This window comes from Porphyrobacter sp. YT40 (genome assembly GCF_006542605.1).
GTDB lineage: Bacteria > Pseudomonadota > Alphaproteobacteria > Sphingomonadales > Sphingomonadaceae > Erythrobacter.
Map to the genome: position 1 here is coordinate 3,058,867 of NZ_CP041222.1, position 24,273 is coordinate 3,083,139.

At 67.2% G+C, this 24,273-nt stretch carries 30 protein-coding genes; 6 read left to right on the forward strand and 24 right to left on the reverse strand.

Annotated features, from left to right (window positions below; genetic code table 11):
* Nucleotides 1-9: 9 nt before the first annotated feature.
* The 4 genes from E2E27_RS14360 to E2E27_RS14375 form a co-directional block, all read right to left on the reverse strand.
* Nucleotides 10-1,356, reverse strand: a complete 1,347-nt coding sequence (locus tag E2E27_RS14360) for a PQQ-like beta-propeller repeat protein (protein ID WP_141460253.1) — start codon at nucleotides 1,354-1,356, stop codon at nucleotides 10-12.
* Between the two features lie 16 nt (nucleotides 1,357-1,372).
* Entirely contained in the window at nucleotides 1,373-2,164 is a 792-nt protein-coding gene (locus E2E27_RS14365) for a tetratricopeptide repeat protein (RefSeq protein ID WP_141460255.1), read from the reverse strand.
* Between the two features lie 156 nt (nucleotides 2,165-2,320).
* Nucleotides 2,321-3,439 carry a glycosyltransferase family 4 protein gene (locus tag E2E27_RS14370; protein ID WP_234036073.1) on the reverse strand — a complete coding sequence of 373 codons (1,119 nt, stop codon included), beginning with the start codon at nucleotides 3,437-3,439 and terminating at the stop codon, nucleotides 2,321-2,323.
* A gap of 20 nt (nucleotides 3,440-3,459) precedes the next feature.
* Nucleotides 3,460-4,326 carry an alpha/beta fold hydrolase gene (locus E2E27_RS14375; protein ID WP_141460257.1) on the reverse strand — a complete coding sequence of 289 codons (867 nt, stop codon included), beginning with the start codon at nucleotides 4,324-4,326 and terminating at the stop codon, nucleotides 3,460-3,462.
* Between the two features lie 73 nt (nucleotides 4,327-4,399).
* On the opposite strand from E2E27_RS14375, the gene E2E27_RS14380 reads away from it, so the two are divergent.
* Nucleotides 4,400-5,797 carry a protein adenylyltransferase SelO family protein gene (locus tag E2E27_RS14380; protein WP_141460259.1) on the forward strand — a complete coding sequence of 466 codons (1,398 nt, stop codon included), beginning with the start codon at nucleotides 4,400-4,402 and terminating at the stop codon, nucleotides 5,795-5,797.
* Nucleotides 5,798-5,849: 52 nt separating this feature from the next.
* Entirely contained in the window at nucleotides 5,850-7,295 is a 1,446-nt protein-coding gene (gene astD, locus E2E27_RS14385) for a succinylglutamate-semialdehyde dehydrogenase (protein WP_141460261.1), read from the forward strand.
* Here the strand turns inward: astD and E2E27_RS14390 are convergent.
* Entirely contained in the window at nucleotides 7,273-8,022 is a 750-nt protein-coding gene (locus tag E2E27_RS14390; protein WP_141460263.1) for a hypothetical protein, read from the reverse strand. The two genes, astD and E2E27_RS14390, sit on opposite strands and share 23 nt — an antisense overlap.
* Nucleotides 8,023-8,334: 312 nt before the next feature.
* Between E2E27_RS14390 and rarD the strand changes: the two genes are divergently transcribed.
* Complete coding sequence (rarD, locus tag E2E27_RS14395; RefSeq protein WP_141460265.1) at nucleotides 8,335-9,264, forward strand: EamA family transporter RarD; 930 nt, start codon at nucleotides 8,335-8,337, stop codon at nucleotides 9,262-9,264.
* On the opposite strand, the gene pyrC is transcribed toward rarD, so the two are convergent.
* Nucleotides 9,256-10,293 carry a dihydroorotase gene (gene pyrC / locus E2E27_RS14400; protein WP_141460267.1) on the reverse strand — a complete coding sequence of 346 codons (1,038 nt, stop codon included), beginning with the start codon at nucleotides 10,291-10,293 and terminating at the stop codon, nucleotides 9,256-9,258. The genes rarD and pyrC overlap by 9 nt on opposite strands.
* A gap of 38 nt (nucleotides 10,294-10,331) precedes the next feature.
* On the opposite strand from pyrC, the gene ygfZ reads away from it, so the two are divergent.
* The gene (ygfZ, locus tag E2E27_RS14405) at nucleotides 10,332-11,063 is read left to right on the forward strand and encodes a CAF17-like 4Fe-4S cluster assembly/insertion protein YgfZ (RefSeq protein WP_141460269.1); all 732 of its coding nucleotides are present in this window, start codon (nucleotides 10,332-10,334) and stop codon (nucleotides 11,061-11,063) included.
* On the opposite strand, the gene E2E27_RS14410 is transcribed toward ygfZ, so the two are convergent.
* The 4 genes from E2E27_RS14410 to rplU all read right to left on the reverse strand — a co-directional run bounded on the left by E2E27_RS14410 (nucleotide 11,060) and on the right by rplU (nucleotide 13,147).
* On the reverse strand, nucleotides 11,060-11,659 hold the full coding sequence (locus tag E2E27_RS14410) for a TetR/AcrR family transcriptional regulator (RefSeq protein WP_141460271.1): 600 nt from the start codon (nucleotides 11,657-11,659) through the stop codon (nucleotides 11,060-11,062). The two genes, ygfZ and E2E27_RS14410, sit on opposite strands and share 4 nt — an antisense overlap.
* A gap of 71 nt (nucleotides 11,660-11,730) precedes the next feature.
* The gene (locus E2E27_RS14415; protein ID WP_141460273.1) at nucleotides 11,731-12,267 is read right to left on the reverse strand and encodes a GNAT family N-acetyltransferase; all 537 of its coding nucleotides are present in this window, start codon (nucleotides 12,265-12,267) and stop codon (nucleotides 11,731-11,733) included.
* 214 nt (nucleotides 12,268-12,481) lie between these two features.
* The gene (gene rpmA, locus E2E27_RS14420) at nucleotides 12,482-12,751 is read right to left on the reverse strand and encodes a 50S ribosomal protein L27 (protein ID WP_086734450.1); all 270 of its coding nucleotides are present in this window, start codon (nucleotides 12,749-12,751) and stop codon (nucleotides 12,482-12,484) included.
* A gap of 15 nt (nucleotides 12,752-12,766) precedes the next feature.
* Nucleotides 12,767-13,147 carry a 50S ribosomal protein L21 gene (gene rplU / locus E2E27_RS14425; RefSeq protein WP_141460274.1) on the reverse strand — a complete coding sequence of 127 codons (381 nt, stop codon included), beginning with the start codon at nucleotides 13,145-13,147 and terminating at the stop codon, nucleotides 12,767-12,769.
* Between the two features lie 236 nt (nucleotides 13,148-13,383).
* Here rplU and E2E27_RS14430 point away from each other — a divergent pair, with 236 nt between their 5' ends.
* Both E2E27_RS14430 and E2E27_RS14435 read left to right on the forward strand, forming a co-directional pair.
* The gene (locus tag E2E27_RS14430) at nucleotides 13,384-13,896 is read left to right on the forward strand and encodes a hypothetical protein (RefSeq protein WP_141460276.1); all 513 of its coding nucleotides are present in this window, start codon (nucleotides 13,384-13,386) and stop codon (nucleotides 13,894-13,896) included.
* Nucleotides 13,893-14,582, forward strand: coding sequence for a Crp/Fnr family transcriptional regulator (locus E2E27_RS14435; RefSeq protein ID WP_141460278.1), 690 nt, complete (start codon nucleotides 13,893-13,895; stop codon nucleotides 14,580-14,582). Before E2E27_RS14430 ends, E2E27_RS14435 begins: the two co-directional genes overlap by 4 nt.
* Before the next feature lie 305 nt (nucleotides 14,583-14,887).
* Here the strand turns inward: E2E27_RS14435 and E2E27_RS14440 are convergent, their stop codons facing one another.
* The 14 genes from E2E27_RS14440 to E2E27_RS14500 all read right to left on the reverse strand — a co-directional run bounded on the left by E2E27_RS14440 (nucleotide 14,888) and on the right by E2E27_RS14500 (nucleotide 24,191).
* Nucleotides 14,888-15,325, reverse strand: a complete 438-nt coding sequence (locus E2E27_RS14440) for a hypothetical protein (RefSeq protein WP_141460280.1) — start codon at nucleotides 15,323-15,325, stop codon at nucleotides 14,888-14,890.
* Between the two features lie 71 nt (nucleotides 15,326-15,396).
* Nucleotides 15,397-15,843: a molybdenum cofactor biosynthesis protein MoaE gene (locus tag E2E27_RS14445; RefSeq protein ID WP_141460282.1), complete on the reverse strand. Its 447-nt coding sequence runs from the start codon at nucleotides 15,841-15,843 to the stop codon at nucleotides 15,397-15,399.
* The gene (locus E2E27_RS14450) at nucleotides 15,843-16,082 is read right to left on the reverse strand and encodes a MoaD/ThiS family protein (RefSeq protein WP_234036074.1); all 240 of its coding nucleotides are present in this window, start codon (nucleotides 16,080-16,082) and stop codon (nucleotides 15,843-15,845) included. The genes E2E27_RS14445 and E2E27_RS14450 overlap by 1 nt, the downstream gene beginning before the upstream one ends.
* Before the next feature lie 4 nt (nucleotides 16,083-16,086).
* Entirely contained in the window at nucleotides 16,087-17,136 is a 1,050-nt protein-coding gene (gene moaA, locus E2E27_RS14455; RefSeq protein ID WP_234036075.1) for a GTP 3',8-cyclase MoaA, read from the reverse strand.
* Nucleotides 17,114-17,464 (reverse strand): Rossmann fold domain-containing protein, encoded by a 351-nt coding sequence (locus E2E27_RS14460; protein ID WP_141460286.1) that lies wholly within the window; start codon nucleotides 17,462-17,464, stop codon nucleotides 17,114-17,116. Before E2E27_RS14460 ends, moaA begins: the two co-directional genes overlap by 23 nt.
* A gap of 4 nt (nucleotides 17,465-17,468) precedes the next feature.
* Nucleotides 17,469-17,855 carry a dihydroneopterin aldolase gene (locus tag E2E27_RS14465; RefSeq protein ID WP_141460288.1) on the reverse strand — a complete coding sequence of 129 codons (387 nt, stop codon included), beginning with the start codon at nucleotides 17,853-17,855 and terminating at the stop codon, nucleotides 17,469-17,471.
* A 69-nt stretch (nucleotides 17,856-17,924) separates the two neighbouring features.
* Nucleotides 17,925-18,815 (reverse strand): class I SAM-dependent rRNA methyltransferase, encoded by an 891-nt coding sequence (locus E2E27_RS14470; RefSeq protein WP_141460290.1) that lies wholly within the window; start codon nucleotides 18,813-18,815, stop codon nucleotides 17,925-17,927.
* Complete coding sequence (thrC, locus tag E2E27_RS14475) at nucleotides 18,815-20,218, reverse strand: threonine synthase (RefSeq protein WP_141460292.1); 1,404 nt, start codon at nucleotides 20,216-20,218, stop codon at nucleotides 18,815-18,817. Before thrC ends, E2E27_RS14470 begins: the two co-directional genes overlap by 1 nt.
* A gap of 10 nt (nucleotides 20,219-20,228) precedes the next feature.
* The gene (locus E2E27_RS14480; protein WP_141460293.1) at nucleotides 20,229-20,831 is read right to left on the reverse strand and encodes an SURF1 family protein; all 603 of its coding nucleotides are present in this window, start codon (nucleotides 20,829-20,831) and stop codon (nucleotides 20,229-20,231) included.
* Nucleotides 20,828-21,589, reverse strand: a complete 762-nt coding sequence (locus E2E27_RS14485; RefSeq protein WP_181443459.1) for a DUF3291 domain-containing protein — start codon at nucleotides 21,587-21,589, stop codon at nucleotides 20,828-20,830. The genes E2E27_RS14480 and E2E27_RS14485 overlap by 4 nt, the downstream gene beginning before the upstream one ends.
* A 48-nt stretch (nucleotides 21,590-21,637) precedes the next feature.
* Nucleotides 21,638-22,507 (reverse strand): cytochrome c oxidase subunit 3, encoded by an 870-nt coding sequence (locus E2E27_RS14490; RefSeq protein ID WP_141460296.1) that lies wholly within the window; start codon nucleotides 22,505-22,507, stop codon nucleotides 21,638-21,640.
* Between the two features lie 30 nt (nucleotides 22,508-22,537).
* A complete protein-coding gene (locus E2E27_RS14495) occupies nucleotides 22,538-23,137 on the reverse strand; it encodes a cytochrome c oxidase assembly protein (RefSeq protein ID WP_141460298.1) in 600 nt (199 codons plus the stop codon).
* Nucleotides 23,137-23,268 (reverse strand): cytochrome c oxidase system small membrane protein, encoded by a 132-nt coding sequence (locus E2E27_RS19205; protein ID WP_286172741.1) that lies wholly within the window; start codon nucleotides 23,266-23,268, stop codon nucleotides 23,137-23,139. The genes E2E27_RS14495 and E2E27_RS19205 overlap by 1 nt, the downstream gene beginning before the upstream one ends.
* Nucleotides 23,265-24,191, reverse strand: coding sequence for a heme o synthase (locus tag E2E27_RS14500; protein WP_141460300.1), 927 nt, complete (start codon nucleotides 24,189-24,191; stop codon nucleotides 23,265-23,267). The genes E2E27_RS19205 and E2E27_RS14500 overlap by 4 nt, the downstream gene beginning before the upstream one ends.
* Between the last annotated feature and the right edge of the window lie 82 nt (nucleotides 24,192-24,273).

A 24,273-nucleotide genomic window follows, 5' to 3' on the forward strand; every position in this document is an offset into this window, starting at 1 on the left:
TGCGCACGGTTACTTCCAGGCGTGGATCGTGCCGCTGTCGTCCATAATGAACAGCATCCCGTCCGCCACGACAGGCGCAAGGCTGACCGGCTGGCCGACATCGGCGAAGAGGCTGGCAGAGCCCTCCCCCGCGCTCACCTTCCACACTTCGCCGCGCGAGCTCGCGACCCACAGCTGTCCGCCTGCAAGCACCGGGCCGGTCCAGAAGATCGGGCCCTTCTTGTCTTCCACGTCCTTGAAGGCCTGCAACTGGTTGATCCAGCGCACCCGCCCGCTCGAGCGGGCGATGGCGAGGAGGCGCGCATCGTCGGTGAGGGTGAAGATCCACTCACCCGCGATCGCCGGGGTGGAAATGCCCGCGAGGTTCAATTCCCAGATGCGCTGGCCGGTGAGCAGTTCGTAGGCCGCCATGCGCCCGCCCTGCCCCAGCGCATAGACGCGGCCCGAATCGATGATCGGATCGGCGTCGATATCGGTGACCGAGCCGACGCTGGTCGAGATATTGGTGCGCGCCAGCGCGTCCGACCACAGGGTGCGGCCATTCTCGTAGCGATAGGCCGACAATTCGCCGCTGGAATAGCCCGCAATCACCGTGCCCTGCCCGGCAGCTGGCGCAGCGACGCCGAACACGCCCGACTGGGTGTTCGATCCGCTTTCGTCCCACACCAGCGAGCCATCGGTGATGCTGAGCGAGATCAGCTGGTTGTCCTGAGTCATCACGAACAGCTGGCCGAAGGCGATGGTGGGCGACCCGCGCAGCGGGCCTGCGGGCTTGACCTTCCACAGCACTTCGCCGGTTTCGGCGTCGAGCGCCTTCACATCGCCCACGCCATTGGTGGCATAGAGCTTGCCCGCTTCGTAGCTGACCCCGCCGCCGAAGGCCGAGGGGGCCTGATCCTTGGTCATGTCGTCATCATCGCGCGACCACAGCCGCGCGCCGGTGGCCTTGTCGAAGGCCGTGATCACGCCGTCGGTGCCCTCGACGAAGACCTTGCCCCCGCCGATCACCGGCGAGGCGGCGAGCCGCATGCGGTTGGTCGATCCTGCCACCGAGGCGGTCCACACCTTTTGCGGATTGTCGGCCAGCGCGAGGTGGCCGTAGGATTTGCTGGCCGAACCGCCCGCCTGTGCCCATTCGGCATTGGTCCGCTGCGGCGGCAACACCACACTGATCGCGGCGAGCGACGGATCGACCTCGGCCCCGCTCTCGATCCGCGAAAGGATCGGCACGCGGTTGCCCACGGTCGGCGTGGTCTTTTCGTCCCCGCCGCCGAACAGCCCGCCCTTGCAGCCGGTCAGCCCGGCGGCAAACACACCCGCAAGCAGCGCGGCGCGCGCAAATTTCGTCGTCGTCATTCCCGTCCGTCCAATCTTACCTGACCTCAGCGGCAGCAGGCGCGCCGGTCGCTTGTGCATCATCGGACGTGGTCACGCCTTCGTCCTTGAGCAGCTGGTTGACATCGACCACCGCATCGACCCCCATCAGCCCGGCCATCTGGCGCGCGCGGCTGCGCAGAGTTTCGGGCAGGTCTTCCTGCTTGGCGATATCGGCGAAGATCATCCCCGCCGCCTTGCGGTCACCCTTTTCGAGATGCGCCATCGCCACAAGTTCCCCGGCCGAGCCGAAGAACGGGTTGCCGGGCTTTGCCAGCGGGCCAAGCTGCGCGATCACGTCGGCGGGCTGCATCTGGTCGTATTTCAGCGTGACTTCGCGAATCCGCGCAAGGTCGCGCAGCGCCGCCGGAGCCTCGGCATCGTCGGCGACCATCTTGTAGAGATTGGCGGCCCCGGCCGTGTTGTTCTGCTCGATCAGCCCGCCCGCCTGAATGAACCGCGCCGCCGCGCGCGCGCCGGGCGAGGCATCCGCGCCGAGCAGCGGAGCGACCTTCTTGCTCGCGGTGTCGAAATCGCGTTGCTGGGCATAATCGAGCGCCGAGACCAGCGCTTCGGACTGCTGCTCCAGCGCCTGTTCGGCATAGTGATTGTAGATCAGCCAGCCGCCCAGCCCGGCCACGCCTAGCAGGATCACGCCCAGCACCTTCATCCCGTGATCACGCATGAAGGAATAGAGCGCATCCTCGCGCACCGCCTCGTCGATCTCGCGGATCAGCACCTCGTCCTCGGCCGAAGGGGTGGGGGTCGGGATGGTGGGAGTGCGCGCCATGGGGGCCTTCGTGTTCCTCGTGTCAGTCATGTGCCGCAGCTTGCGCGATACGGCGAGCGCGCTCTTTAGGCACCTGCGCCCCTTGGTGCAATGCCACCTGCGCGGGCCCACGCAAATGGGGCGCGGCGATTGAACGGGGGATGAAGCGCAAGGCGCCTAGAACGCACGGCCCATCGCCGCGCTGTAGGCATCCGCGTAGGCGGCGCGCATCGCGGCGATGTCGAAATGCGCAGCTGCGCGCGTCCGGTTTTCGGCCCCGAGCCGCGCACGCAGCGCCGGGTCGACAGCGAGCGCGGCCAAGGTCTGTCCCAGCGCATGCGGATCGTTCGGGGGCGTGAGCAAGGCGGCGTTATCGGGCGCCAGAATTGCGCGGATATCCCCGACATCGGTGGCCGCCACCGGCAGGCCTGCCGCCATCGCCTCCACCACCGAGAGCGGGAATTGCTCGGAAGCCGAGGACAGCGCGAAAATATCGAACAGGCCGACGACCTTCGCGGGATCGACGGCGCCGGGCAGGTGAACGCGCGCGGTGATGCGGAGCGCTTCGGCCTCGGTCAGGATCGCCCCGCGCTCCGGCCCCTCCCCGCAGATCACGAGGTGCCATTGGGGCGGGAGTGCCGCGAAACCCGCGACCAGATCGGGCAGCCGCTTGACCGCGCGCAGGCCCGCCAGCGTGCCGACCCAGAACGCGCCCTCGCCCTTGCGGATCGGCAGAGCGGCGGGATCGGGGGCGGCGGCAAAGGCGGCGGTGTCGATGCCGTTGGGAATACGGCGCAGGCGCGCGGGCGGCTGATGCCACGCCTCGCGCGCGATCGTCTCGAGCCCGGTCGACGGCACGATCAGGCACGCCGCCCCGGCGAGCGCGGCGCGGCGATAGAGGTTGCGCTTGGGATTCAGCCGCTCGGCCTCGTCCTCGTTGAAGCCATCCTCGTGATGCACCAGCGGCGGAAGGCCCTGCGACCCGGCGAAAAGGCGATGCGCCATCACCACATCCATCGCGCCCCAATTGTAGGTGCAGACGAGATCGTAACCCTTCAGCGCCCGCGCCAGCCGCGCGAGCCGTGCCGGGGTGGGCTTGCCCGTCATCGCGGGGAAATCCTGCGGGTAGCTGACCGGCACATCGGGCGCGATCAGCGCGGCAGCGCCCATCGCCTCGGGTTCGGCAGAGACGATTGTGTGCTCCAGCCGGTCGCCCCAGCCGTTCATCAGCCGGGCGCAGCGCACTTCCTTGCCGCCCGCCGCGAAGGTCGAATGGCAGTGGAGGATACGGGGCACACCGCCCCCGCCGCTCGGGCTCACGCGGCCCCGTCGAACAGCGCGGCAATCGCGGCGCGCACCTCGGGCTCGTCAAGCGTCGGGGCATGGCCGACGCGCGGCACGGTGACGGTGCGCATCGCCGGATTGCGCAGGCCCATTTGCCTGACCGTCTCGGCGCTCAGCAGATCGGACAACCCGCCGCGCACCAGCAGCATCGGCACGCCCGCCAGCGCTTCGAAGGCGCGCCACAGATCGGGCGGCGCGGCATTGCCGGGCTTCGCGAAGGGTTCGGCAATGGCCATGTCGTAATCGAACACGATCCGGCCCGACTGGCTCACCACCATCGTGCGCTTGGCCATTTCGAGCCACTGGTCGAGATCGTAGTCGGGAAAGGCCGCCTCGTGCGCCTCGGCCAGCCCGCGCGCGGCGTGGACCCAGGTTGGGTAGCTTCGCCCCTGCCCGACATAGCCCGAAATCCGCGCAAGGCCCGCCGCATCGACCTCGGGGCCGATATCGTTCATCACAACCGCCGACATCCGACCGGGCTCGCGCGCGGCCATCAGCATCGTCATAAGCCCGCCCATCGAGGTGCCGACCACGGCAAAGCGCGCAATGCCCTCTTCCGCGAGCAGTTTCTCGACATCGCCGACATAGGTAATTGGGCTGTAAGTGTCGGAATCAGGAGCATAATCGCTCATCCCCCGCCCGCGCATCTCAGTCACGATCACCCGGCGGGTGGCGGCCAGTTCCTCGGCCAGCGCGCCGAAATCGCGGGCGTTGCGGGTGAGGCCGTGCATGCACAGCACCGGCAGCTTCGTCCCGCCATCGGGGCCGGGATAGTTGCGGTAATGCAGGTTCAGCCCGTCGCTGCTGGTCCAATAGCGATCTTCGTAAGTGGCGGCCATCGGCGGCGGTATTCCCTTTGATCGTCGGGCCGCGATGCTTGCGCGCGGCTGTGCTTGCCCCCACTATCGCGGCATGAGCGAGCCCATGCAACTCCCCGATTGTGATGTCCCCTATCGGCCCGATCCGGCGATTCTCCCGCTGGCCGGGTGGCTGGGCGACCCGGTCGCCCCGGCAGACTTCCCCGAAGTGCAGCTGCGCTGGCGCAACGACCGCGCGGCGGCGAGTGTCGGCCTGGCGGGTTTGAGCGATGAGGCATGGGCTCAGCATTTCGGTCGCTTCGCACCGCTGGAGGGCAACCTGCCCCAGCCGCTGGCGCTGCGCTATCACGGGCACCAGTTCCGGGTGTACAACCCCGAAATCGGCGACGGGCGCGGCTTCCTGTTTGCGCAGATGCGCGATGATGCGGGCCGCCTGCTCGACCTCGGCACCAAGGGATCGGGCCAGACCCCGTGGAGCCGTTCGGGCGACGGGCGACTGACGCTGAAGGGCGCGGTGCGGGAAATCCTCGCCACCGAAATGCTCGAAGCCTTGGGCGTCAGCACCTCGAAAACCCTCAGCGTGATCGAAACCGGCGAGAGCCTGTGGCGCGGCGACGAGCCCTCGCCCACCCGCTCGGCGGTGCTGGTGCGGCTCAGCCATTCGCACATCCGCTTCGGCACCTTTCAGCGGCTGCTGGCGCTGGAGCAGGCCGAGGAGATGGGCGCGCTGATCGACTATTGCCTCACCCAGTTCCCTGCCCCGCCCCCGCCCGAGAATGCGCCGGGCCGCGACGAGCCCGCGATCCGGCTGATGCACGCCGTGGTCGAGCGGATGGCCGATCTGGCCGCGAGCTACATGGTGGCAGGCTTCGTCCACGGGGTGCTCAACACCGACAACATGAATGTGACGGGCGAGAGCTTCGACTATGGCCCCTGGCGCTGGCTGCCCGAATGGGACCCGGGCTTTACCGCCGCCTATTTCGACCACGCGGGCCTCTATGCCTTCGGCCGCCAGCCCGAGGCGCTGCACTGGAATTGCGGGCAACTGGCGGTGGCATTGCGGATCCATGCCGAGACCGCGCCGCTGGTTGCAGCGCTCGAACGCTTCGGGCCGCTCTACATGGCCGCCGTCGCACGGCGATGGTGCTGGCGTTTGGGGGTCGAAGCGCAGGGGATCGAGGAAGACACCCAGCTCGTCGCCGGATGCGAGGCGCAGATGCGCGCGTCGGCTGCGCAGCCCGACGCCTTCTTCTTCGCCCATCGCGGCGGGCGCGGCCTGCCCGAAGCCTTCAGCCATTACCGCCCTGTCGCCTCCGGTCACCCCTACTGGACAGACGAAGCCCCGCAATCCCTGCTGATCGAGGAGGTCGAGGCGATCTGGGCCGCGATCGCTGCGGATGACGACTGGAGCCCGCTCCACGCCAAGGTCGCCGCGATCCGCCGGATGGGCGAGGCCCACGGCCCTGCGCCCCTGCCTGCGGGACATGCGTAACCCGGCCCTACCCCTATCTTTTCGATTTCATTGCATTTAGGTGCTGCGCGGGATGGCAGGTGCAGATCGAGCAGACAGACACGACGTGAGCGACGATATCCTCATCTCCACCCAGCCGGCCAATGGCGAGGAGCTGTGGCGCGGCCCCGTGAGCGATGTCGAGGCGGCGGTCTCGGCTGCGCGGCGCGCCTGGGCCCCTTGGGCGGCGCGTGCTCTTACCGAGCGTATCGCGGTGCTGCGCGCCTTCACCAACATCATCCGCCGCGATGCCGACAGCTTTGCCGAGCTGATCGCGCGCGAGGCGGGCAAGCCCCTGTGGGAAGCCCGCACCGAAGTCGATGCGGTGGTGAACAAGGTCGACATCGCAGTGCAGGCATTCGCCGAAAGAACCGGCAAGAAGAAGTTCGACGCGGGGATGCAGGCGAGCGCCGCGCTGCGCCACAAGCCGCACGGGGTGATGGCGGTGCTGGGCCCCTACAATTTCCCCGCGCATCTGCCCAACGGCCACATCATCCCGGCGCTGATGGCGGGCAATGCGGTGGTGTTCAAACCCTCCGAGAAGACCCCCGCCGTGGGCGAGGCGCTGGTCGCCGCCTTCCACAGCGCGGGCGTTCCCGAAGACGTGATCCAGTGCGTGATCGGCGGGCCCGAACAGGGCAAGGCGCTGGTCGCGCATCCGGGGGTCGACGGCGTGCTGTTCACCGGATCGGCGCAGGCGGGGATCGCGATCAACCGCAAGCTCGCCGCCAATCCGGGCAAGATCGTTGCGCTGGAGATGGGCGGCAATAACCCGATCGTGGTGATCGACACCCCTCGGGTGGCCGATGCCGCCGCGCTCATCATCAAGAGCGCCTTCACCACGGCCGGGCAGCGTTGCACGGCGGCGCGGCGGCTGATCGTCGCCGAAAGCATGTTCGAGCCGCTGATGGCCGAACTCGTGCCGATGACGCGGCGGCTGATGGTGGGCGATCCGATGGGCGAGCCGCAGCCCTTCATGGGCCCGGTGATCGACAACGACGCGGCGGACCGGTTGACCGAAAGCTTCCTCGCGCTGCTCACCGCAGGCGGGCGCGCGCTGCTGCACATGCGCCGCACGATGATCGACCTGCCCTATCTCAGCCCCGGCATCATCGACGTGAGCGACGTGCCCGAGCGGCCCGATATCGAGCTGTTCGGCCCGCTGCTGCAAGTGATCCGCGTCCCCGATCTCGACGCGGGCATCGCCGAGGCGAACAACACCGTCTACGGCCTCTCGGCCTCGCTGATCGGCGGCACGCCGGACGATTACGGCCGGTTCTGGGCCAATATCCGCGCCGGGATCATCAACTGGAATTCGCCCACCAACGGGGCCTCGTCCAAGGCGCCGTTCGGGGGGATCGGCCTGTCCGGCAATCACCGCCCGGCGGCCTATTACGCCGCCGACTATTGCGCCTACCCCGTCGCCAGCACCGAGATGGACCAGCCGCGCGCGGCGATCACGGTCGGGATCCGCTCCTGACGGTGGGCCTCCGCGGCGCGCTGTAGACAAGATCGACCGAGGTGAGGCCGTGCGCGCCCGGGCGGGCGTGAACTGTCAGTCTCTCGCCCGCTTTGGCCTCGGCGTGGAGACTATCCTCGGGCACCGCGTGGCGCACGGCTTTCAGTCCCGCGCGGCGGGCCTTTGCGTAGTGGTATTGCAGCACGTCCTCGGGCCCGGCGGCCGTGCGATAACGGATGATACGCAAGGCGCAGCCCGGCCTCTCGACTCCGCCCGCCTGCACCACCATCGCCTGCGGCGGGAGCGCGGCCAGCGGCGGCAGCGTAGCGGCGAGCGCGAAGTCTTCCCGCAGGCCGGAAGCGCACGTCGCTGGCGCACCGACTGCCGCAAGCAGCGCCTCGGGGCTTGCCATCGGGCCGAGCGGTTTGACACCTGCACCCTGCGTCACCGCGCGCGGCAGATTGGGGATCGGCCCATCGGCCAGCAATTCTAGCCGCATCCGGTCGCGCGCGGCACCGGCATCGGGGGCACCGGCGGCGATCACCGGCAGGGCATGGCTGTCAGGAAAGCCGAGCGCGGCGTTGGCCTCGTTGCGGCTGGCAAGATCGGGATCGCTCATCAGCGGATCGGCGAGCGCACGGGCCATCACCGGATCCTGCGCGATCAGCGCCGCGCGGGTCTGCTCCTCGCGCGCAGCTTCATCGGCGCAGGCAGCGAGCGCGAGGCATAGCAACATGAGAGCGAGCAAGGGGCGCATCGTCCCCCCATCGCACAGGATGGTTAATTTCCCGCTCAGCCCCTCCGCCTGTCAGCCCAAAATGAAAACGCCTCCGGATGCCGAACGTGGCAATCCGAAGGCGCTTTCCGCGAGGGGCACGAAGCCGCCGCGCGCTGGCGACCATTTGGTGGGAATGGCCGCAAGAGGTTCGGGGTGGCTGCCCCGAGGTTCTGTTCATCTATAGAAGGATTATTCTGAACGAATCGGCAGCGAGCTCGACAGCCGCCATTCATCGCGCAAGGCCGCTTGCACGCGGGGCCCACGCCCCGTAACGCGCGCGCCATGAGAGCCCCTTCCACCGATGCCGCACCCGCCCCCGTCGCCGGACACCAGCGTTCCGCATCGGGGCTGGCCCCGGCGATCGGGGCCTATACGATCTGGGGCTTCCTGCCGCTCTACCTCATTCTGGTGCAGAGCGTTCCGCCGTTTGAATTCGTCGGCTGGCGCATCATCTGGACGCTGCCGCTCTGCCTGCTGATCGTCGCGTTCCGCCGCCAGTTTCCCGAGCTGCTCGCCGCGCTCAAAAGCCCGCGCACGCTGCTCGCGCTGCTGGCGAGTTCGGTGCTGATCGGGATCAACTGGTTCGTCTATATCTGGGCGATCATGGCGGGCGAGGTCTATGCCACCAGCCTCGGCTATTACCTCAATCCGCTGATCAACGTGCTGCTGGGCACGCTGGTGCTGGGCGAGCGGCTGTCGAAGCGCCAGTGGCTGGCCGTGGCGATTGCCGGGGTGGCGGTGGCGCTGCTGGCGGCAGGCGCGCTCACCAGCCTGTGGATCAGCCTGTCACTCGGTATCAGCTTCGGGCTCTATGGTCTTGTTCGCAAACAGGTTGCGGTGGGATCACTCCCCGGCCTCACGATCGAAAGCGCGATCCTGCTGCCCGCCGCCATCGGCATTGCCGCGTGGTACGCGGCAAGCCCGCTAGGCTCCTCCTTCGGGCAGGAAGCCTGGCTGAGCGTGGTGATCGTATTCTCGGGCGTGGTCACCGCCGTGCCGCTGCTGATGTTCGCGCTGGCCGCGCGGCGGATGGACTATTCGACGCTGGGCTTCATCCAGTATCTCGCGCCGACCATCGTCTTCTTCCTCGGTCTGTTCGTGTTCGAACAGCCGCTCGCCCCGGCGAAGCTCGCCAGCTTCGTGCTGATCTGGATCGCGGTGGGCGTGTTCGTGTGGGACCTGTGGGCGAAGCGCAAGAGCGCCTCAGCCTAGGAACCGCCACCGCAGCGTCTGCCCGCCGTGCCAAGGCACGATCTCCTCACCGGTGACGTGGAGGCATGGGGGCACCGCCACTTCGGCGCGTTCGAGGCTCACGCTGTCCTCGTTCACCGGCAGCTTGTAGAAAGCCGGCCCGTGGAGTGAGGCGAAGCCCTCGAAATGCTCGAGCGCGCCCTCATCGTCGAACACGGTGACATAGCTCTCCAGCGCAAAGGGCGCGCCGAAAATACCTGCGCAGCCGCAGGCGCTCTCCTTGGCGCTGCGCAGGTGCGGCGCGGAGTCGGTGCCGAGGAAGAACTTCGCGCTCCCGCTCGTCGCCGCCTTCCTCAGCGCCAGACGGTGCTCCTCGCGCTTCGCGACGGGCAGGCAGTAATTGTGCGGCTGGATCCCGCCCACCAGCATCGCGTTGCGATTGATGTGGAGATGCTGCGGTGTGATCGTCGCGGCGACCTGCGGCCCGGCCTCGCTCACAAAATCGACCGCATCGGCGGTGGTTATGTGTTCGAACACCACGCGCAGCTTCGGAAAGCTCGCAACAATGCCGCGCAAGTGCCTCTCGATGAACTCTTTCTCGCGGTCGAACACGTCGACGTTGTGATCGGTCACCTCGCCGTGGATGCACAGCACGATGTCCTCGGCCTCCATCCGCGCGAGCACCGGATAGAGCTTCTCGACATCGGTCACCCCCGCCGCCGAGTTGGTGGTGGCGTTGGCGGGATACATCTTGGCCGCGGTGAATACGCCCTCGGCCGCCCCGCGCGCCAGATCGTCGGCATCGGTGTCGTCTGTGAGGTAGCAGGTCATCAGCGGCTCGAACGCCACGCCCGCGGGCACGGCGGCGCGGATGCGGTCGCGATAGGCGGCGGCGAGCGCGGCGGTGGTCACCGGCGGGGTGAGGTTGGGCATCACGATCGCGCGGGCGAACTGGCGCGCAGTGTAGGGCACCACATCGCGCATCACCGCGCCATCGCGGAAATGCAGGTGCCAGTCGTCGGGGCGGCGTATCGTGAGGCGGTCGGTCATGGGTTCCCCTTAGCTTTGCCTGTGCCTATCTGTCACGCATGACTGCTACCCACCTCACCGCCCGCGCGCTCGTGCGGCTCTCCGCGCTCGACGATAGCGAGGATGTCGCCGCCTTCCTGCAGGGCCTCGTCACCAACGACGTCAAGGGCCCGCTACCCTGCTATGCCGCGCTGCTGAGCGCGCAGGGCAAGCATCTGTTCGATTTTCTGGTGTGGCGCGATCCCGCCGGGCTGCTGCTCGATTGCGAGGCGGAGCACGCCGATGCGCTGGTGAAGCGCCTGTCGATGTACCGCCTGCGCCGCAAGATCGAGATCCGCCGCGAGGATTCGCTCGCCGTTCACTGGAGCCCGTTTGAGCAGTCCGGCGCGGTGTCCGATCCGCGCCTGCCGGAACTCGGGCATCGCTGGCTGGCCGCGCCTGCGGGCGATCCCGCCGATGCGGCATGGCTGGCGCACCGGCTGTCGCTGGGCGTGCCCGAGGGCGCGGGTGAGATGGGCGATATCCTGTGGCTGGAGACCAATGCGGTCGAGCTCAACGGCGTCAGCTTCACCAAGGGCTGCTATGTCGGGCAGGAGAACACCGCGCGGATGAACTGGCGGCAGAAGGTCAACCGGCGGCTGGTGGTGGTGCCGTTGGCCGCTTCGGATGAAACGCGGCGCAAGGCGGCCTATCCCGATCTCGGCCTCGCGGTCGATCATCTGCGGGTGGAGGGTCTCGATCCGGCTGCCCTCCCCGCCTGGCAAGCTGCAGGGCTCGCAGGCGAAAGTTAGGCCGGTTGGATGTGCTCGGCGAGGCTCGCTTCGAGCAGCGCCGTCGCTCTCAGGCGCGCCGCATCGCGCGGCAGGCCCAGCGATTTCGCCAACGCCCCGCCGATCAGCGCATCACCCAGCGCCATCAGGACCAGCGACAGCGTGTCGCGCGGGATGCGTTCCTCGCAGCCGTCCTGCTCGGCCTCTGTCGCGACCAACTCGTCGACCAGCTCGTGGATCACCTGAATGATCGGGTCGAGCGCATCCTCGTTGCCGGTCAGCAGCATCCAGCTGGTGAGCGCACCCGCGCCCTCGCGGTCGAAGGCGTCGAAGGCCAGATCCACCACCTCGCGCGCCGAGCCTTCACCCGCGCGGCTGGCATGCACCGCCTTGCGGATGGTTTCGCACACCGAACGCGCCAGATGCTCGGCCAGCGCCTTCTGCAGGCCCGAGGCTGAGCCGAAGTGGTGCAGCAGGTTGGCATGGGTGCGCCCGATCCGGGCCGAGACAGCTTTTAGCGTCACCGATTGCGGCCCCGTCTCGATCAGCAGCGCGCGGGCGGCATCGAGCGCGGAGCTGCGCGATTCTTCGGGGGTTAATCTTTTGCGTACGACCATATGCCTGCGGGACTAGGGGAATTTGCAGGGGCTAACAACCCGCGCAGACTGCCGCCGCTGGCCCGCGCCGGTCAGGCGGCGCGGGCGAAGGGCGCCGGGTCTACCTCCGCATCGGGATCGTGCGCATATTCGGCCAGTTCCGCCGCCTCTCCGCGCGCCAGGCTGAAACGCCTGGTGATCCGACCGGTGGGGTGGAAGCCCAGATTTCTCAGCACCTTGCCCGAGGCGAGATTGTCGAGGAAGTGCCCCGCCACGATCCGACGATGGCCCAGCGTGCGGGCAATCCGCAGCACCGCTGCCGCCGCCTCGGTGGCGTAGCCCTTCCCCCAGTGTGGGCGCGCGATCCAGTAGCCGATCTCGGGCTCGCCCTCGTGCTCACCCATCCCCGCAGAGCCGATCACCCCGACCCCGGGGAGCGTCACGAGAAAGTGCGGCAGACGCGGGTTCTGCGGCAGCGCGGCGAAGGCCCGCGCATCTTCGATGGTATAGGGCCAAGGCGCGCGGGCGAGGTTGCGCACGATCGCTTCCTCCCCGATCGCAGCGAGAATGGCGCTGCCATCCTCGGGGAACGCGGGTCTCAGAAACAGTCTTTCGCTGCGATGGAACACGAGACTTCTCCCTACCTCGCCCCGCGCCGCCCCTAGAGCGGGCGCGTGACAATTTCGTGCACGCGAAACATTGAAATCGCGGACTTGTTTCGAGGGAGAAACAAAAAGGGAGACGGACCCCCTCGGTTCGAGGACGGTCCTGTCTCCCTCTGACGATCGGTCTTTCACCGATCGGGACCATCCTTGCGGACGATCCCTTTATCGAATCGCCCGCTTATTCGGCGGCTTCGGCCATCGCGTCTACGCTGACGTATTTGCGGCCGAGCTTGCCCGCGTGGAATCGCACGACGCCGTCGGTCAGCGAATAGAGGGTGTGGTCCTTGCCCATGCCCACGTTCACGCCCGGATAGACCTTGGTGCCGCGCTGACGAATGATGATGTTGCCGCCGATCACTTCCTGACCGCCGAACTTCTTCACGCCAAGGCGACGACCGGCCGAATCACGACCGTTACGCGACGAACCGCCTGCTTTCTTGTGTGCCATGGTTCGTGTGCTCCCTTATTCGGCCGAGGCAGCCGCGTCGGCGGCTTCGGTCTTGGTCTTCTTGGCGGCGGCCTTCTTGGCCGGAGCCTTCTTCTCTTCCGCGCCCACGGCGGTGATGCGCAGCAGGGTCATCTGCTGGCGGTGGCCGTTCTTGCGGCGATAGTTGTGGCGGCGGCGCTTCTTGAAGACGACCACCTTTTCGCTCTTGGCCTGGGCGATGATCTCGGCCGAGACGATCACCTTGGCGACGTCGGCGAGATCGTCGCCTTCGCCAGCCAGCAGGACATCGCCCAGCGTGATCGTGTCACCCGCTTCGCCAGCGAGCTTTTCAACGGCAATCTTGTCTCCGGCGGCAACCCGATATTGCTTGCCGCCCGTGCGCACTACAGCGAACATGGCTCTAAACTCTCTTGTCTGTGCAGGTCCGGAAAATGGAGGCATTTGCCACACCAACCGAACAGCAATGCGAGGCTAGCGCAGATGCAGCCCCGTAAAGAAGGCGAGCCGTTAGGGGAAAGGGAGCGCCAAGTCAACGCCCGAGCAGCATCGGGATCGCCAAAAAGTCGTAGCCGCGACATCGTCAGCTGTCTTTGCCATTTGCGGGTGTCATGGTAACGGAACATGGGATCACCATGCGAGCACAACGGTACAAGATCTGGATTTTCGCGGCGCTACCGGCGTTGCTGGGCGGCTGTGCACAGGGCGAGGATGCCTATCCTTCGCTGGCGCTGCGCCCGTTCGAACGCGGCGAGCTGCTGCCTGCGCCGCTTCCGACGCCGGCGCCCTCCCCGATTCGCCCGATCACCGACGCTGCGAGCCTCGATGACCTGATGGCGACGATCACCGCCGCCGACGCCGCCTTCCAGCGCCGCGAGCCCGAAGCGGGCCGGCTGGTGCGCGCCGCCGCCGGACAATCCTTTGAAAGCGGTGCGCGCAGCGCAGCACTGGTGGCGCTTGCCGATCTTGATGCCGAGCGCGCCAAGACCGCCACCGCGCTCGCCGCGATCGATGCGCAGGTAGCGCAAGCCGCCAACGCGCTCACTACGGCCGGGCCTGCGCTGACCGAGGCGCAGGGCCAGGCTGCAGCAACTCTCGCACGGCAGGATGCGGCAATCGCGCGGCTGTGGCAGGCGATGGGATCATGAACCTCGCTTGCGCAACCTGCCCGGTCAAGGAAACCGCCGCCTGCGCGGTGCTGACGCCGGAAGAGCGCGAGGCAATGGCCGCCGCCGGGCGCACCCGCACATTGAAGCGCGGCGAGATGCTGTTTGCCGCAGGCGACGAGGAAGCAGCCTGCGCGACGCTGCTGACCGGGGCGCTCAAGGTTTCGGCGGTGGATGTCGATGGCAACGAGCAGATTCTGGCCCTCGTCCACCCGGCAGGTTTCATCGGCGAACTGTTTGCGCCTTTCGCGCATCACGATGTCGTCGCGCTGACCGAAAGCCGACTTTGCACCTTCGCGCGCGCCGACATCGAACGCGCGATCGAGGATTACCCCGCCCTTGCCCGCGCGCTGCTGCGCCGCAGCCAAGCCGATCTGTTGGCGACCCGCAATCTGCTCGAGCTCACCGGTCACGCCAGCGCCGAAGCGCGGCTGGCGGCGCTGCTCCACGATTTTGCCGCCGCTGCCAGCGAAAGCTCGTGCCACCTCGCACAGCATTTCGAACTGCCGCTGACCCGGGGCGAGATCGCCAACATGCTCGGCCTCACGATCGAAACCGTCAGCCGCAAGCTGGGTGAACTGGAAGAAATGGGCGCGATCCAGCGCGAGGGAAAGCGCGGCATCGCCTTGCGCAACCCCGAGTTGTTGCACGAAATATCGGGGCGTTAGAGCACTTTACGGCCTATCCGGATCGCCCTGATCGCGTCAGGAAGCCCGCTGGGGAGGAGTGGTGCGCAGCAGGGGCTGGTTGCCCCTGCAAGCGCCGCGACGAAGCCAGCGGGCTTCCTGACGCGACCCAGGCCGATTTGGGCCCAGCGCGGCGTCTCTCCTCGCTCACTATGCTTCGGCATGGCTCGCTCGTCGTTCCTTGCTCTGGGCCCAAATCGGCTCCGTCAGGGTGACCCGGATAGGCCGGAAAGTGCTCTGGCCGGGGAGTGGGCCACCGCCCCGCGCCGGGGCTCATGATGATCGCGTCAGGCGACCACCGCCGCGATCACCGCCACCGCCAGACCCCAGATCACCAGCAGCACCGGCAGGATCAGCACCTGGATGGTCGCGTCCTTCGCGGCCAGCCGCCCAGTGTGGGTCATGATCCCGCGCGCGCCGAACTCGCCCAGCGTCTGCGGTTCGGAGGTGTTGCCCGCCAGCCGCGTCCAGATCGCCGGAACCCCGAAACCCGCGACGATGAAAACCACGAAGATCGCCATCGGGATCGCCAGCACCGGATTGGCAAAAGCGCTGCCGACCACCAGCAGAAAGCCGAGATAGCCCGCGACCGTCGCCCCGTAGAGCGCGGTCGGCAGGCCGAAATTGCGGTCGGCCTCGACCTGATGACGCACCGGCGCCTCGGCAGGGGCGGGAACGATCCGCGCGTCGCCGCGGGCGAGAAGGTCGTTGACGATGTGGCTCATGGGGTGATCCTTTCCTGTGTCGGAAAGGGAATTACCCTGCGCTGCGTGCCTCTGCTTTGACCGGGATCAAATCACGCCTGCCACCGGGCGAGATCGGCATGATCCTGTGCCCGCGGCTCGATCCAGTGCCATTCCCCTGCACGCTTCTCGCGTTTCCAGAACCACGCGGCGCTTTTGAGATGGTCCATGCAGAAATCGACCGCGTCGATGCAGTCGCGGCGGTGGAGCGCGGCCGCCGAGACGCAGACGATCGGCTCGCCGGGGCGCATCATGCCGACACGGTGGACCATCAGCAGGCCCATCAGGTCGAAGCGATCGAAGGCGCGATCCGCCAGCCCGTGCATCCCCGGCAGGGTCAGCGGCTCGTAATGCGTGAGTTCCAGCGCCTCCACGCCGTCATCGAAGCGCACTTCTCCGACAAAGGTGCACACCCCGCCCAGCCCCGGATTGGCCTGCGTGAACGGCCCGATCAGCGTGCCGGGGATGAACATCTGGTGGAGCAGGCGGATGTCGCGCATCAGCCCCCCGATACCGGCGGCAGAAGCGCGATCTCGTCGCCGGCCGCGGCCTGCAACGCCGCCTTGTCGGCCAGCAGCGCGCCGTTCAGCGCCACGCGGTTGCGCGGATCGTCCAGCGCGTCGGCGAGTGCCGGGGGCAGCGCGGCCTTCAGCCCCTCCCACCCGAGCGGCGCGGGCAACTGCATTGCGGGCGCGCCCGCCAAGTCGGCGAGCTTGCCGAGGAAGACCACGGTAACCACTCGGCTAGCCCCCCGTCATCGACATGTGGCGCGGCAGCGTCGGTGTAGCCCCGCGGGTGTCCATGCGGAAGTGGTGCTTCTCGGGCTTGATGCGCAGCGCCTCGTCCAGCGCGGCGGCGAGGTTCGCGGTCGGATTGTCGGAGCGCAGCGCGGCGCGCAGGTCGACCTGCTCGCCCCCGCCGAGACAGGGGAAGAGCTGCCCGGTCGCGGTCACCCGCAGCCGGTTGCAGCCCGCGCAGAAATTGCTGGTATGCGGCGTGATGAAGCCGAGCCTGCCGCCGGTCTCGGCAATATCGACATAGGTCGAGGGGCCGCCGGTGCGATGATCGCTTTCGGTCAGCGTCCAGCGTCGCTCCAGTTGCTCCCGCACCCGATCGAGCGGGAGGTACTGGTCGAGCCGCTCCTCCTCGACATCGCCGAGCGGCATGACTTCGATCAGCGTGACATCGTGCCCCTCGCCGTGGCCCCAGGCGATCAGATCTGGGAGCTCATCCTCGTTCACGCCCTTCAGCGCCACGGCGTTGAGCTTCACCCTCAGCCCCGCCGCCTTGGCCGCGGCGATGCCCTCCAGCACCGGCGGCAGGCTGTCACGCCGGGTCAGCGCGGCGAACTTCGCGCGGTCGAGCGTATCGAGCGAGACGTTGACCCGCCGCACCCCCGCCTTAGCGAGCGCCTCGGCATGGGCGGCCAGCTGGGTGCCGTTGGTGGTCAGCGTCAGCTCTTCGAGATCGTGGCCGATGCGGCGCCCGAGCGCGGTGAACAGGCCGATGATGTCGCGCCGCACCAGCGGCTCGCCCCCGGTGATGCGAATCTTGGTGACGCCGCGGGCGATGAAGCCGCTGGCCAGATCGTAGAGCTCCTCGAGGCTCAGCACCTCCTTCTTGGGAAGAAAGGTCATGCGCTCGGGCATGCAATAGGAACACCTGAGGTCGCAACGGTCGGTGACCGAGAGGCGCAGATAGGTGATGCGGCGCTGGAAGGCGTCGACCAGCGGCAGCGGCGCGGCCTCGGGGTCGCGCAGCAGAATCATGTCAGGCTTGCGAGGCGCGTTCATCGGCACGGGCGCTGTCATGGCACACAAGGTACTGCCCTGTCAGCCCGGGGGCACTTGCCAAAAATCGCAAACTCGCCGCGAGGCTTTCTCCGGGCGGCCCTGCGACGACATTCACCCGCCGCGGCGTCGCCTCACGCGCCAGATCGCGGGCGAGCGCAAGCCGCCAGTCGCGGTGGTCGTAGGGCGCGGGCGGCAGTACGATCGCGAGCGCGGTGGTGGCAGGGTCGGCCAGCAGGGTGCGCGCGGCTTCGAGATGGAGCGCCATGAAGGCGGTTGCCGCATCCAGCGCAGCTTCGGGCAGCAGGCCGACATCGAGCTGGCGCTGCACCCGCTCAGCCCCCGTGATCTGCGCGGCGTTCGCGGTGGAGCGTGATGCCGATTTGCTCGCCCGCTTCGGCAATCGCCAGCTTGACGATCTTGACCGTCACCGCCTCGACCCGCGCATCCTGCACGAACAGCGTCTCGCAGATGTGATCCGCCACCGCTTCGATCAACTTGAAGTGCACGCCTGCGGGCAGGCCGTCGGAGGCGGCGAACTTCAGATCCATGTAATTCTTGGACGCATCGAGCGGCGTGTCGGGATCGTAGCGATCCGCCACCTTGTAGCGCGCCGCGATCGAGATGCGCAGCGGCTGGGGCTTGCCGGTCTCCTCGGAATAGATACCGGTGAGGACATCGACGACGAGATCGTTGACTTCGAGGGTAAGCGAATCGGTCATGGCGGGGCCTTTAGAGCATCGCGCCAAAAAGTGGGCACCGGTTTTCGGCATCCCGCGATGCGACGGCGGCTACTGTGTATTGCTCCACCGCGAGAAGATTGCGGTGGGCAGCAGACGGCCCCCCTCCCCTTCCTCGCGCACGGCAAGGTCGCCGTGCTCGATCCGGCCCGGCAGATGGCCGAGCGCCTCCTGCAGCAGGCCCGCAATCGCAAGGCTGCTCATCCGCACCGCATAGACGGTGAGAAACAGGAAGCGGCTGTCCGCATCGAGCAGTTTCGCGCAGTCGGCGATCAGGCCGGGCAGGTGTTCCTCCAGCCGCCACACCTCGCCCTCCGGCCCGCGCCCGAATTTGGGGGGGTCGAGTATGATCCCGTCATAGCGTCGCCCGCGTCGCACCTCGCGCGCGGTGAACTTGGCGGCATCGTCGGTCAGCCAGCGTATAGGGCGTGTCGTCATGCCCGACAGCGCGGCATTCTCGCGCGCCTGGGCGACCGACTTCTTCGAGGCATCGACATGGGTCACGCGCCCATGCTGCGACAGCGCCAGCGTGCCGAGGCCGGTGTAGCCGAACAGGTTCATCGTCTCGGCCGCATCCATCCCGTCGAGCTGGTCGCGCATCCACTCCCACACCGGGGCCATGTCGGGAAAGAATTGCAGGTGGCGGAACGGTGTCGGGCGCGCGGTGAAGCGGACCTCGTTCCAATCCAGCTCCCAGCCCTCGTCGGGGAGGCGGGAGTCAAACTGCCAACGCCCGCCGCCATCCTCGTCCGAGCCGGGGATGAATTCGCCCGCTGCCTGCCAGTCGTCGCGGCGGGGTTGCCACAGGGCTTGCGGTTCGGGGCGGATGAAGGCGTGGGGGCCGAAGCTCTCCCACTTGCGCCCCGCCCCGCTGTCGAGCAGGCGGTAGGCATCCCACCCGGTGCATTCCATCACCAGCGGTTGCTGGACGAGGTTCGCCATCAGGCCTGCCCGGCGTGACCGAGCACGTAATCGCGGGTTGCAGCGTAATCGCCGCCGATCTCGGCAAAGCTCTCCGCGCGCCCGAACAGGTCGCCCACGCGCGCCGGCAGCGCCGGGCGCACGCCGATCGCTCGCTCGACCGCGTCGGGGAACTTGGCCGGGTGCGCGGTGGCAAGGGTGACGATCGGCACGCCCGCCGCCACGCTGTCTGCAAGCGCCTGTGCACCGTGGAGGCCGACCCCGGTGTGCGGATCGATCACCTGCCCGGCGGCGCGATAGGCCCATTGCAGCGCGCGTGCGGTCTCGACCTGATCGGCGCGGGCGCTGGTGAACAGCGCCGAGGCACCTTGCGCCTGTGCGTTGGTGAGCTGCATGGCCTTCGACGCCTCGAAAGCGCGCATCTGCTCCGCCAGGCTCCCGCCGTCGCGACCGCCCGCGTCGAACAGCAGGCGTTCGAAATTCGAGGAGACCTGAATGTCCATCGACGGCGTGATCGTCGGCGTCACCCCGCCCGCCGAATAGTCGCCGCTCGAAAGCGCACGGTGGAGGATGTCGTTGATGTTGGTCGCAACGATCAGCCGCTCGATCGGCAGGCCCATCTTCGCCGCGACGTAGCCTGCGAAGACATCGCCGAAATTGCCGGTCGGCACCGAATAGGCCACTTTCCGCTCGGGCGCGCCAAGCTGGAGCGCGCTGGCGAAGTAATAGACCACCTGCGCCATCAGCCGCGCCCAGTTGATCGAATTGACCGCACCGAGGTTGAGCGTGGCGGTGACGTCCGCGTCGTTGAACATCCGCTTCACGTGCGCCTGTGCATCGTCGAAGCTGCCCTCGATCGCAAGATTGTGGACGTTGGGCGCGCGCACCGTGGTCATCTGGCGGCGCTGGACATCGCTCACCCGGCCCTTGGGGTGGAGCATGAAGATTTCCACGCGCTCCAGCCCCGCCACCGCCTGAATCGCGGCAGAACCCGTGTCGCCGCTGGTCGCACCGACGATGGTGAGGCGCTCGTCGCGGCGTTCAAGGAAGGTCTCGAACAGCCGCCCGAGCAATTGCAGCGCGACGTCCTTGAACGCCAGCGTCGGCCCGTGGAACAGTTCGAGCAGCCAGTGCTGCTGATCGAGCTGCACCAGCGGGGTGACGGCGGCGTGACCGAAATCGCCATAGACCTTGTGGCACAGGGCGAGCAGTTCGTCCTCGGTCAGGCTGCCCGCCACGAAGGGCGCCATGATCCGCGCGGCGAGATCGGGATAGGCAAGGCCCCGCATCGCGCGGATTGCGTCTGCGCTGAAGCGCGGCCATTCGGCGGGGAGATAAAGTCCACCGTCGCTCGCGAGGCCAGCCAGCGTCACCCCTTCGAAATCGAGCGCCGGTGCGCTGCCGCGTGTCGAGACGTATTGCATGGCGCGCGGCCTAGCGCCGACGACGCCGCAATGCCAGCACGTAGATGACGAGCGCAGTCAACGCGAAGAAGAACCACTGCACGGCGTAGGCAAGGTGGTTGTTGGGCAGGTCGCCGGGATCGGGGGCGGCATTGGGCTCAAGCCCGGCGAGCGGCGGGTCGGCGATCAGCCGGGCGAAGCCGTCCGCATTGGGCGCGATCCGGCCAGTAACCGTGCCGCCGTTCCATTGCGGGGGATTGGGATCGCGCGACCACCCCGCCTGCACATAGGCAATTTCGTCGTTCTCGGTCGTCGCCGTGGTCGTGCCGCAACCGATGATGTGGACGATGCCGCTCGCGCCCTTGGCATTGCGTCCGGCAATCGAGCGCCACTCGCCGACCGGGAACAGGCATTCGACCGCGCTGCGGCGATAGAGCACCGCCTCGACTTCCGCTTCGCTCGCACCGAGGGGGTAAGGCACTGGCTCCGCATTGCTGATCGCCGCCTCGTAGCGCGCAATCAGCGCCTCTTTTTCACCTCTGCGGCCAAGCTGCCAGATGCCCAGCCCCACCATCGTCAGCACGGCGGCGATCACCATGATGGTGGAGAATATCGGCACCCGGCGGGCAGTCATTGGGGGCGTTCCTCATATTGGTGATAGACCCACATGGTCTTGTAGAACCTGAGGCCGAAAACGACGCTCGCCACCGTCACCGGCCCCCAGAACAGCAGGCTCGCCCACAGCGGCGGTCGCAGCCATTCATCGACGCCCAGCGCGGCGAGAATCAGCACCAGCGCCAGCAGCATCGTCACCACGCCGACAAAGCGCCCGCCCCTTTCAAGCGCGCCCAAATCAAGCTGGCAATTCGAGCAGATTAGCGCCACGCGCGCGGGTGCCTCGAACAGGGTCGGAGCCCGACAATTGGGACACAGACCGCGCCATGCACACTGCCAAAGTGGTATATGCGGCTGCGCTCCGGACCATCCTGCAATGGTCCATGCAAAATGGCTCGGGCCATAGCTGCGCAGATGCGAAAGCCGCAGAAACCCCTCTTGCGAAGTGGGGGAATGGCCTGGCTCAATTGGCCATACGACGTTGTAGAGCCCCACGATCTTCTCGGTGGTGTTCGACAATCGTGCCATCGCATGGGCGTGCTCGCCGCTGTAAACAAAAGCGACCATGCTCTCCATATCGCGCCAGACGGACATGTTGAGCACTGTCCGCTCGTGATCTTCGACGAGCACCGGATGACCGAACGGGCCCTTTAGGTGCCCGGACAACCAAACAAACCCTACTGCCTTTTGGGCCGCTTCGTTCACGCGATCGAGACTGGCGAAATAGTCGGTCAAGGCTGGGTCGCCGCCTTCAGCGCGCAGATAAAAGAGGTTCATCTGCGCTAGATGGCGACCACCTTGCATCGGCTAAATTCGGTTTCGAGCTTAGTGGTATTCAGCGCCCCAGCCGCCCCACACATAGATGGCGACGAACAGGAACAGCCACACCACGTCGACGAAGTGCCAATACCACGCCGCCGCTTCGAAGCCGAAGTGCTGGCGCGGGGTGAAGTGGCCGAGATAGGCGCGATACAGACACACGGCGAGGAAGATCGTCCCGATCAGCACGTGGAACCCGTGGAAGCCGGTCGCCATGTAGAAGGCGCTCGAATAGGTGTTGCCGCCGAAGCCGAAGGGCGCAGCGCTGTATTCGTAGGCCTGGATGCAGCTGAACAGCACGCCCAGCGCGATCGTCGCCCACAGGCCCTGCTTCAGACCCTGACGGTCGCCGTGGATCAGCGCGTGGTGCGCCCAGGTCACCGTGGTGCCCGAGCACAGCAGGATCAGCGTGTTGAGCAGCGGCAGAGCGAAGGGATCGAGCACTTCCATGCCTTCGGGAATGAAGCTCGCAATCGCGCCCTCGGCCCCGAACAGGCTGGTGGTCGCCCCCGTCGCCGCGTCATATTCGAGCGGGGTCGGGAACAGCGCGAAGTCGAAGAAGCTCCAGAACCAGCCGACGAAGAACATCACTTCCGAAGCGATGAACAGGATCATGCCGTAACGCATGTGCAGCTGCACCACGGGCGTGTGATCGCCGCGCTGGGCTTCGACCACGATGTTCTTGAACCACATGAAGAAGGTCGCGATCAGGCCGGCGAGACCCGCCCACATGACGAAACTTGAAGCGGCCCCGAAGACTTCGGGGTGGAAGCTCAGCACCATGCCGCTGGTGAAGGTGAGCGCCGAGAACGAGCCGACCAGCGGCCAGATATCGGGTTCGAGGATGTGATAGTCGTGGTTAACCTTGCCAGCCATGTGGTCGTTCCCGTCCCTGGGTTTAGCGGATCAATTCGAGCTCCGGGGCGCCGCGGCTTGCGACGTCTCGGAACGGTGGAAAGTGTAGCTGAGGGTGATCTGTTCGACACCCTCCATGTTCGGATCGTCCAGCATCGCCGGATCGACGAAATAGAGCACGGGCATGATCACTTCCTGCCCGGGCTGGAGCGTCTGCTCGGTGAAGCAGAAGCACTGGATCTTGTTGAAATACTTGCCCGCCTGCTCCGGCTCGACATTGAAGGTCGCCATGCCGGTGATGGGAAAATCGCTGTCGTTGCGCGCGACATAGGTCGCGATGTCGCGCTCGCCGATGGTGACGGTGTCGGTCGGCTGGCTGGGGCGGAAGGTCCAGGGCATCCCCATCGCCGCCGTGGCATCGAAGCGGATCGAGATTGTCTGCCCGGTCACCCCTGCCGCTGCGCGCGCCGCATCGCTTTCGGTCGCGGTCATGGTGGTGCCGCCGAAGCCGGTCACCTGACAGAACAGCCGGTAGAGCGGCACCGAGGCATAGCCGAGGCCGAGCATCGCCAGTGCGCCCGCAAAGGCGATCAGCCCGGTGCGCAGATTGCGCCGAGCTGTATCGTCGTTGAGAGGCGCGGCGGTCGCCATCAGCCCTGCCCTCCGATGCGCACCATCGTGATGGCGTAGAACAGCACCACGAAGAACAGCAGCGTCCCCGCGACAACCCAGTTGCGCGCCTTGCGGCGGCGGATGAATTCGCGCTCTTCCTCGGGGGTCATGCGATCAGCCCCTGATAGGCCGCCACACGGTCCGCCACCAGCGCGGCAAACAGCACGAAGAGATAGACGATCGAGAACTTGAACAGCCGCTTTTCAGGCAGCATCGCGTCAGTCTCGCCCCGCGTGCGGGTGAAGACCGGCAGCGCCAGCAACAGGAACAGCGCGGAGAGCACCACCGCGACCGATCCGTAGATCCAGCTTGTCCCGCCGATCAGCCACGGCGCAACCGCGATCGGCGCGAGCAGCACGGTGTAGCCCATGATCTGGCGGCGCGTCGCCCGCTCGCCCGCGACCACCGGCAGCATCGGGATGCCGACCTTCTCGTAATCGGTCTGCACGAACAGCGCCAGCGCCCAGAAGTGCGGCGGGGTCCAGAAGAAGATGATCGCGAAGAGCAGGATCGGCATCGCGGTGATCTCGCCCGTCACGGCGACCCAGCCGATCAGCGGCGGAAACGCGCCCGCGCCGCCGCCGATGACGATGTTCTGCGGGGTGCGCGGCTTCAGCCACATGGTGTAGATCACCGCGTAATAGATGATCGCGCCGAGCAGCAGTGAGGCGGCGAGCCAGCCGACCGCAAGGCCCATCAGCACGATCGAGACCGCCGAGAGGAAAATGCCGAAATCGCGCGCATCCTCGCGCCGCATCCGGCCGCCGGGAAGCGGGCGGCTCATCGTGCGCTTCATCCCGGCGTCGATATCGGCTTCCCACCACATGTTGAGCACCGCCGATCCGCCCGCGCCCATCGCGATGGCGAGGATGGCGGTGAAGCCGATCACCGGGTGGATGCTGCCGGGCGCAGCCAGCACCCCGCAGATCGCGGTGAAGATCACCAGCGTCATCACCCGCGGCTTGGTCAGCGCGAAGAAATCGCGCCATTCCGTGGGCATCATCGCTGGGGTGGTGGTTGCGCTCGTGGCCATTGTCTCGTCTGTTTTACGGGTAGGGAGCGCGAGGCCGTGACCTGCGCTCCCCCCTTGTGCGTCACGCCCCGGCGAGGGGGCC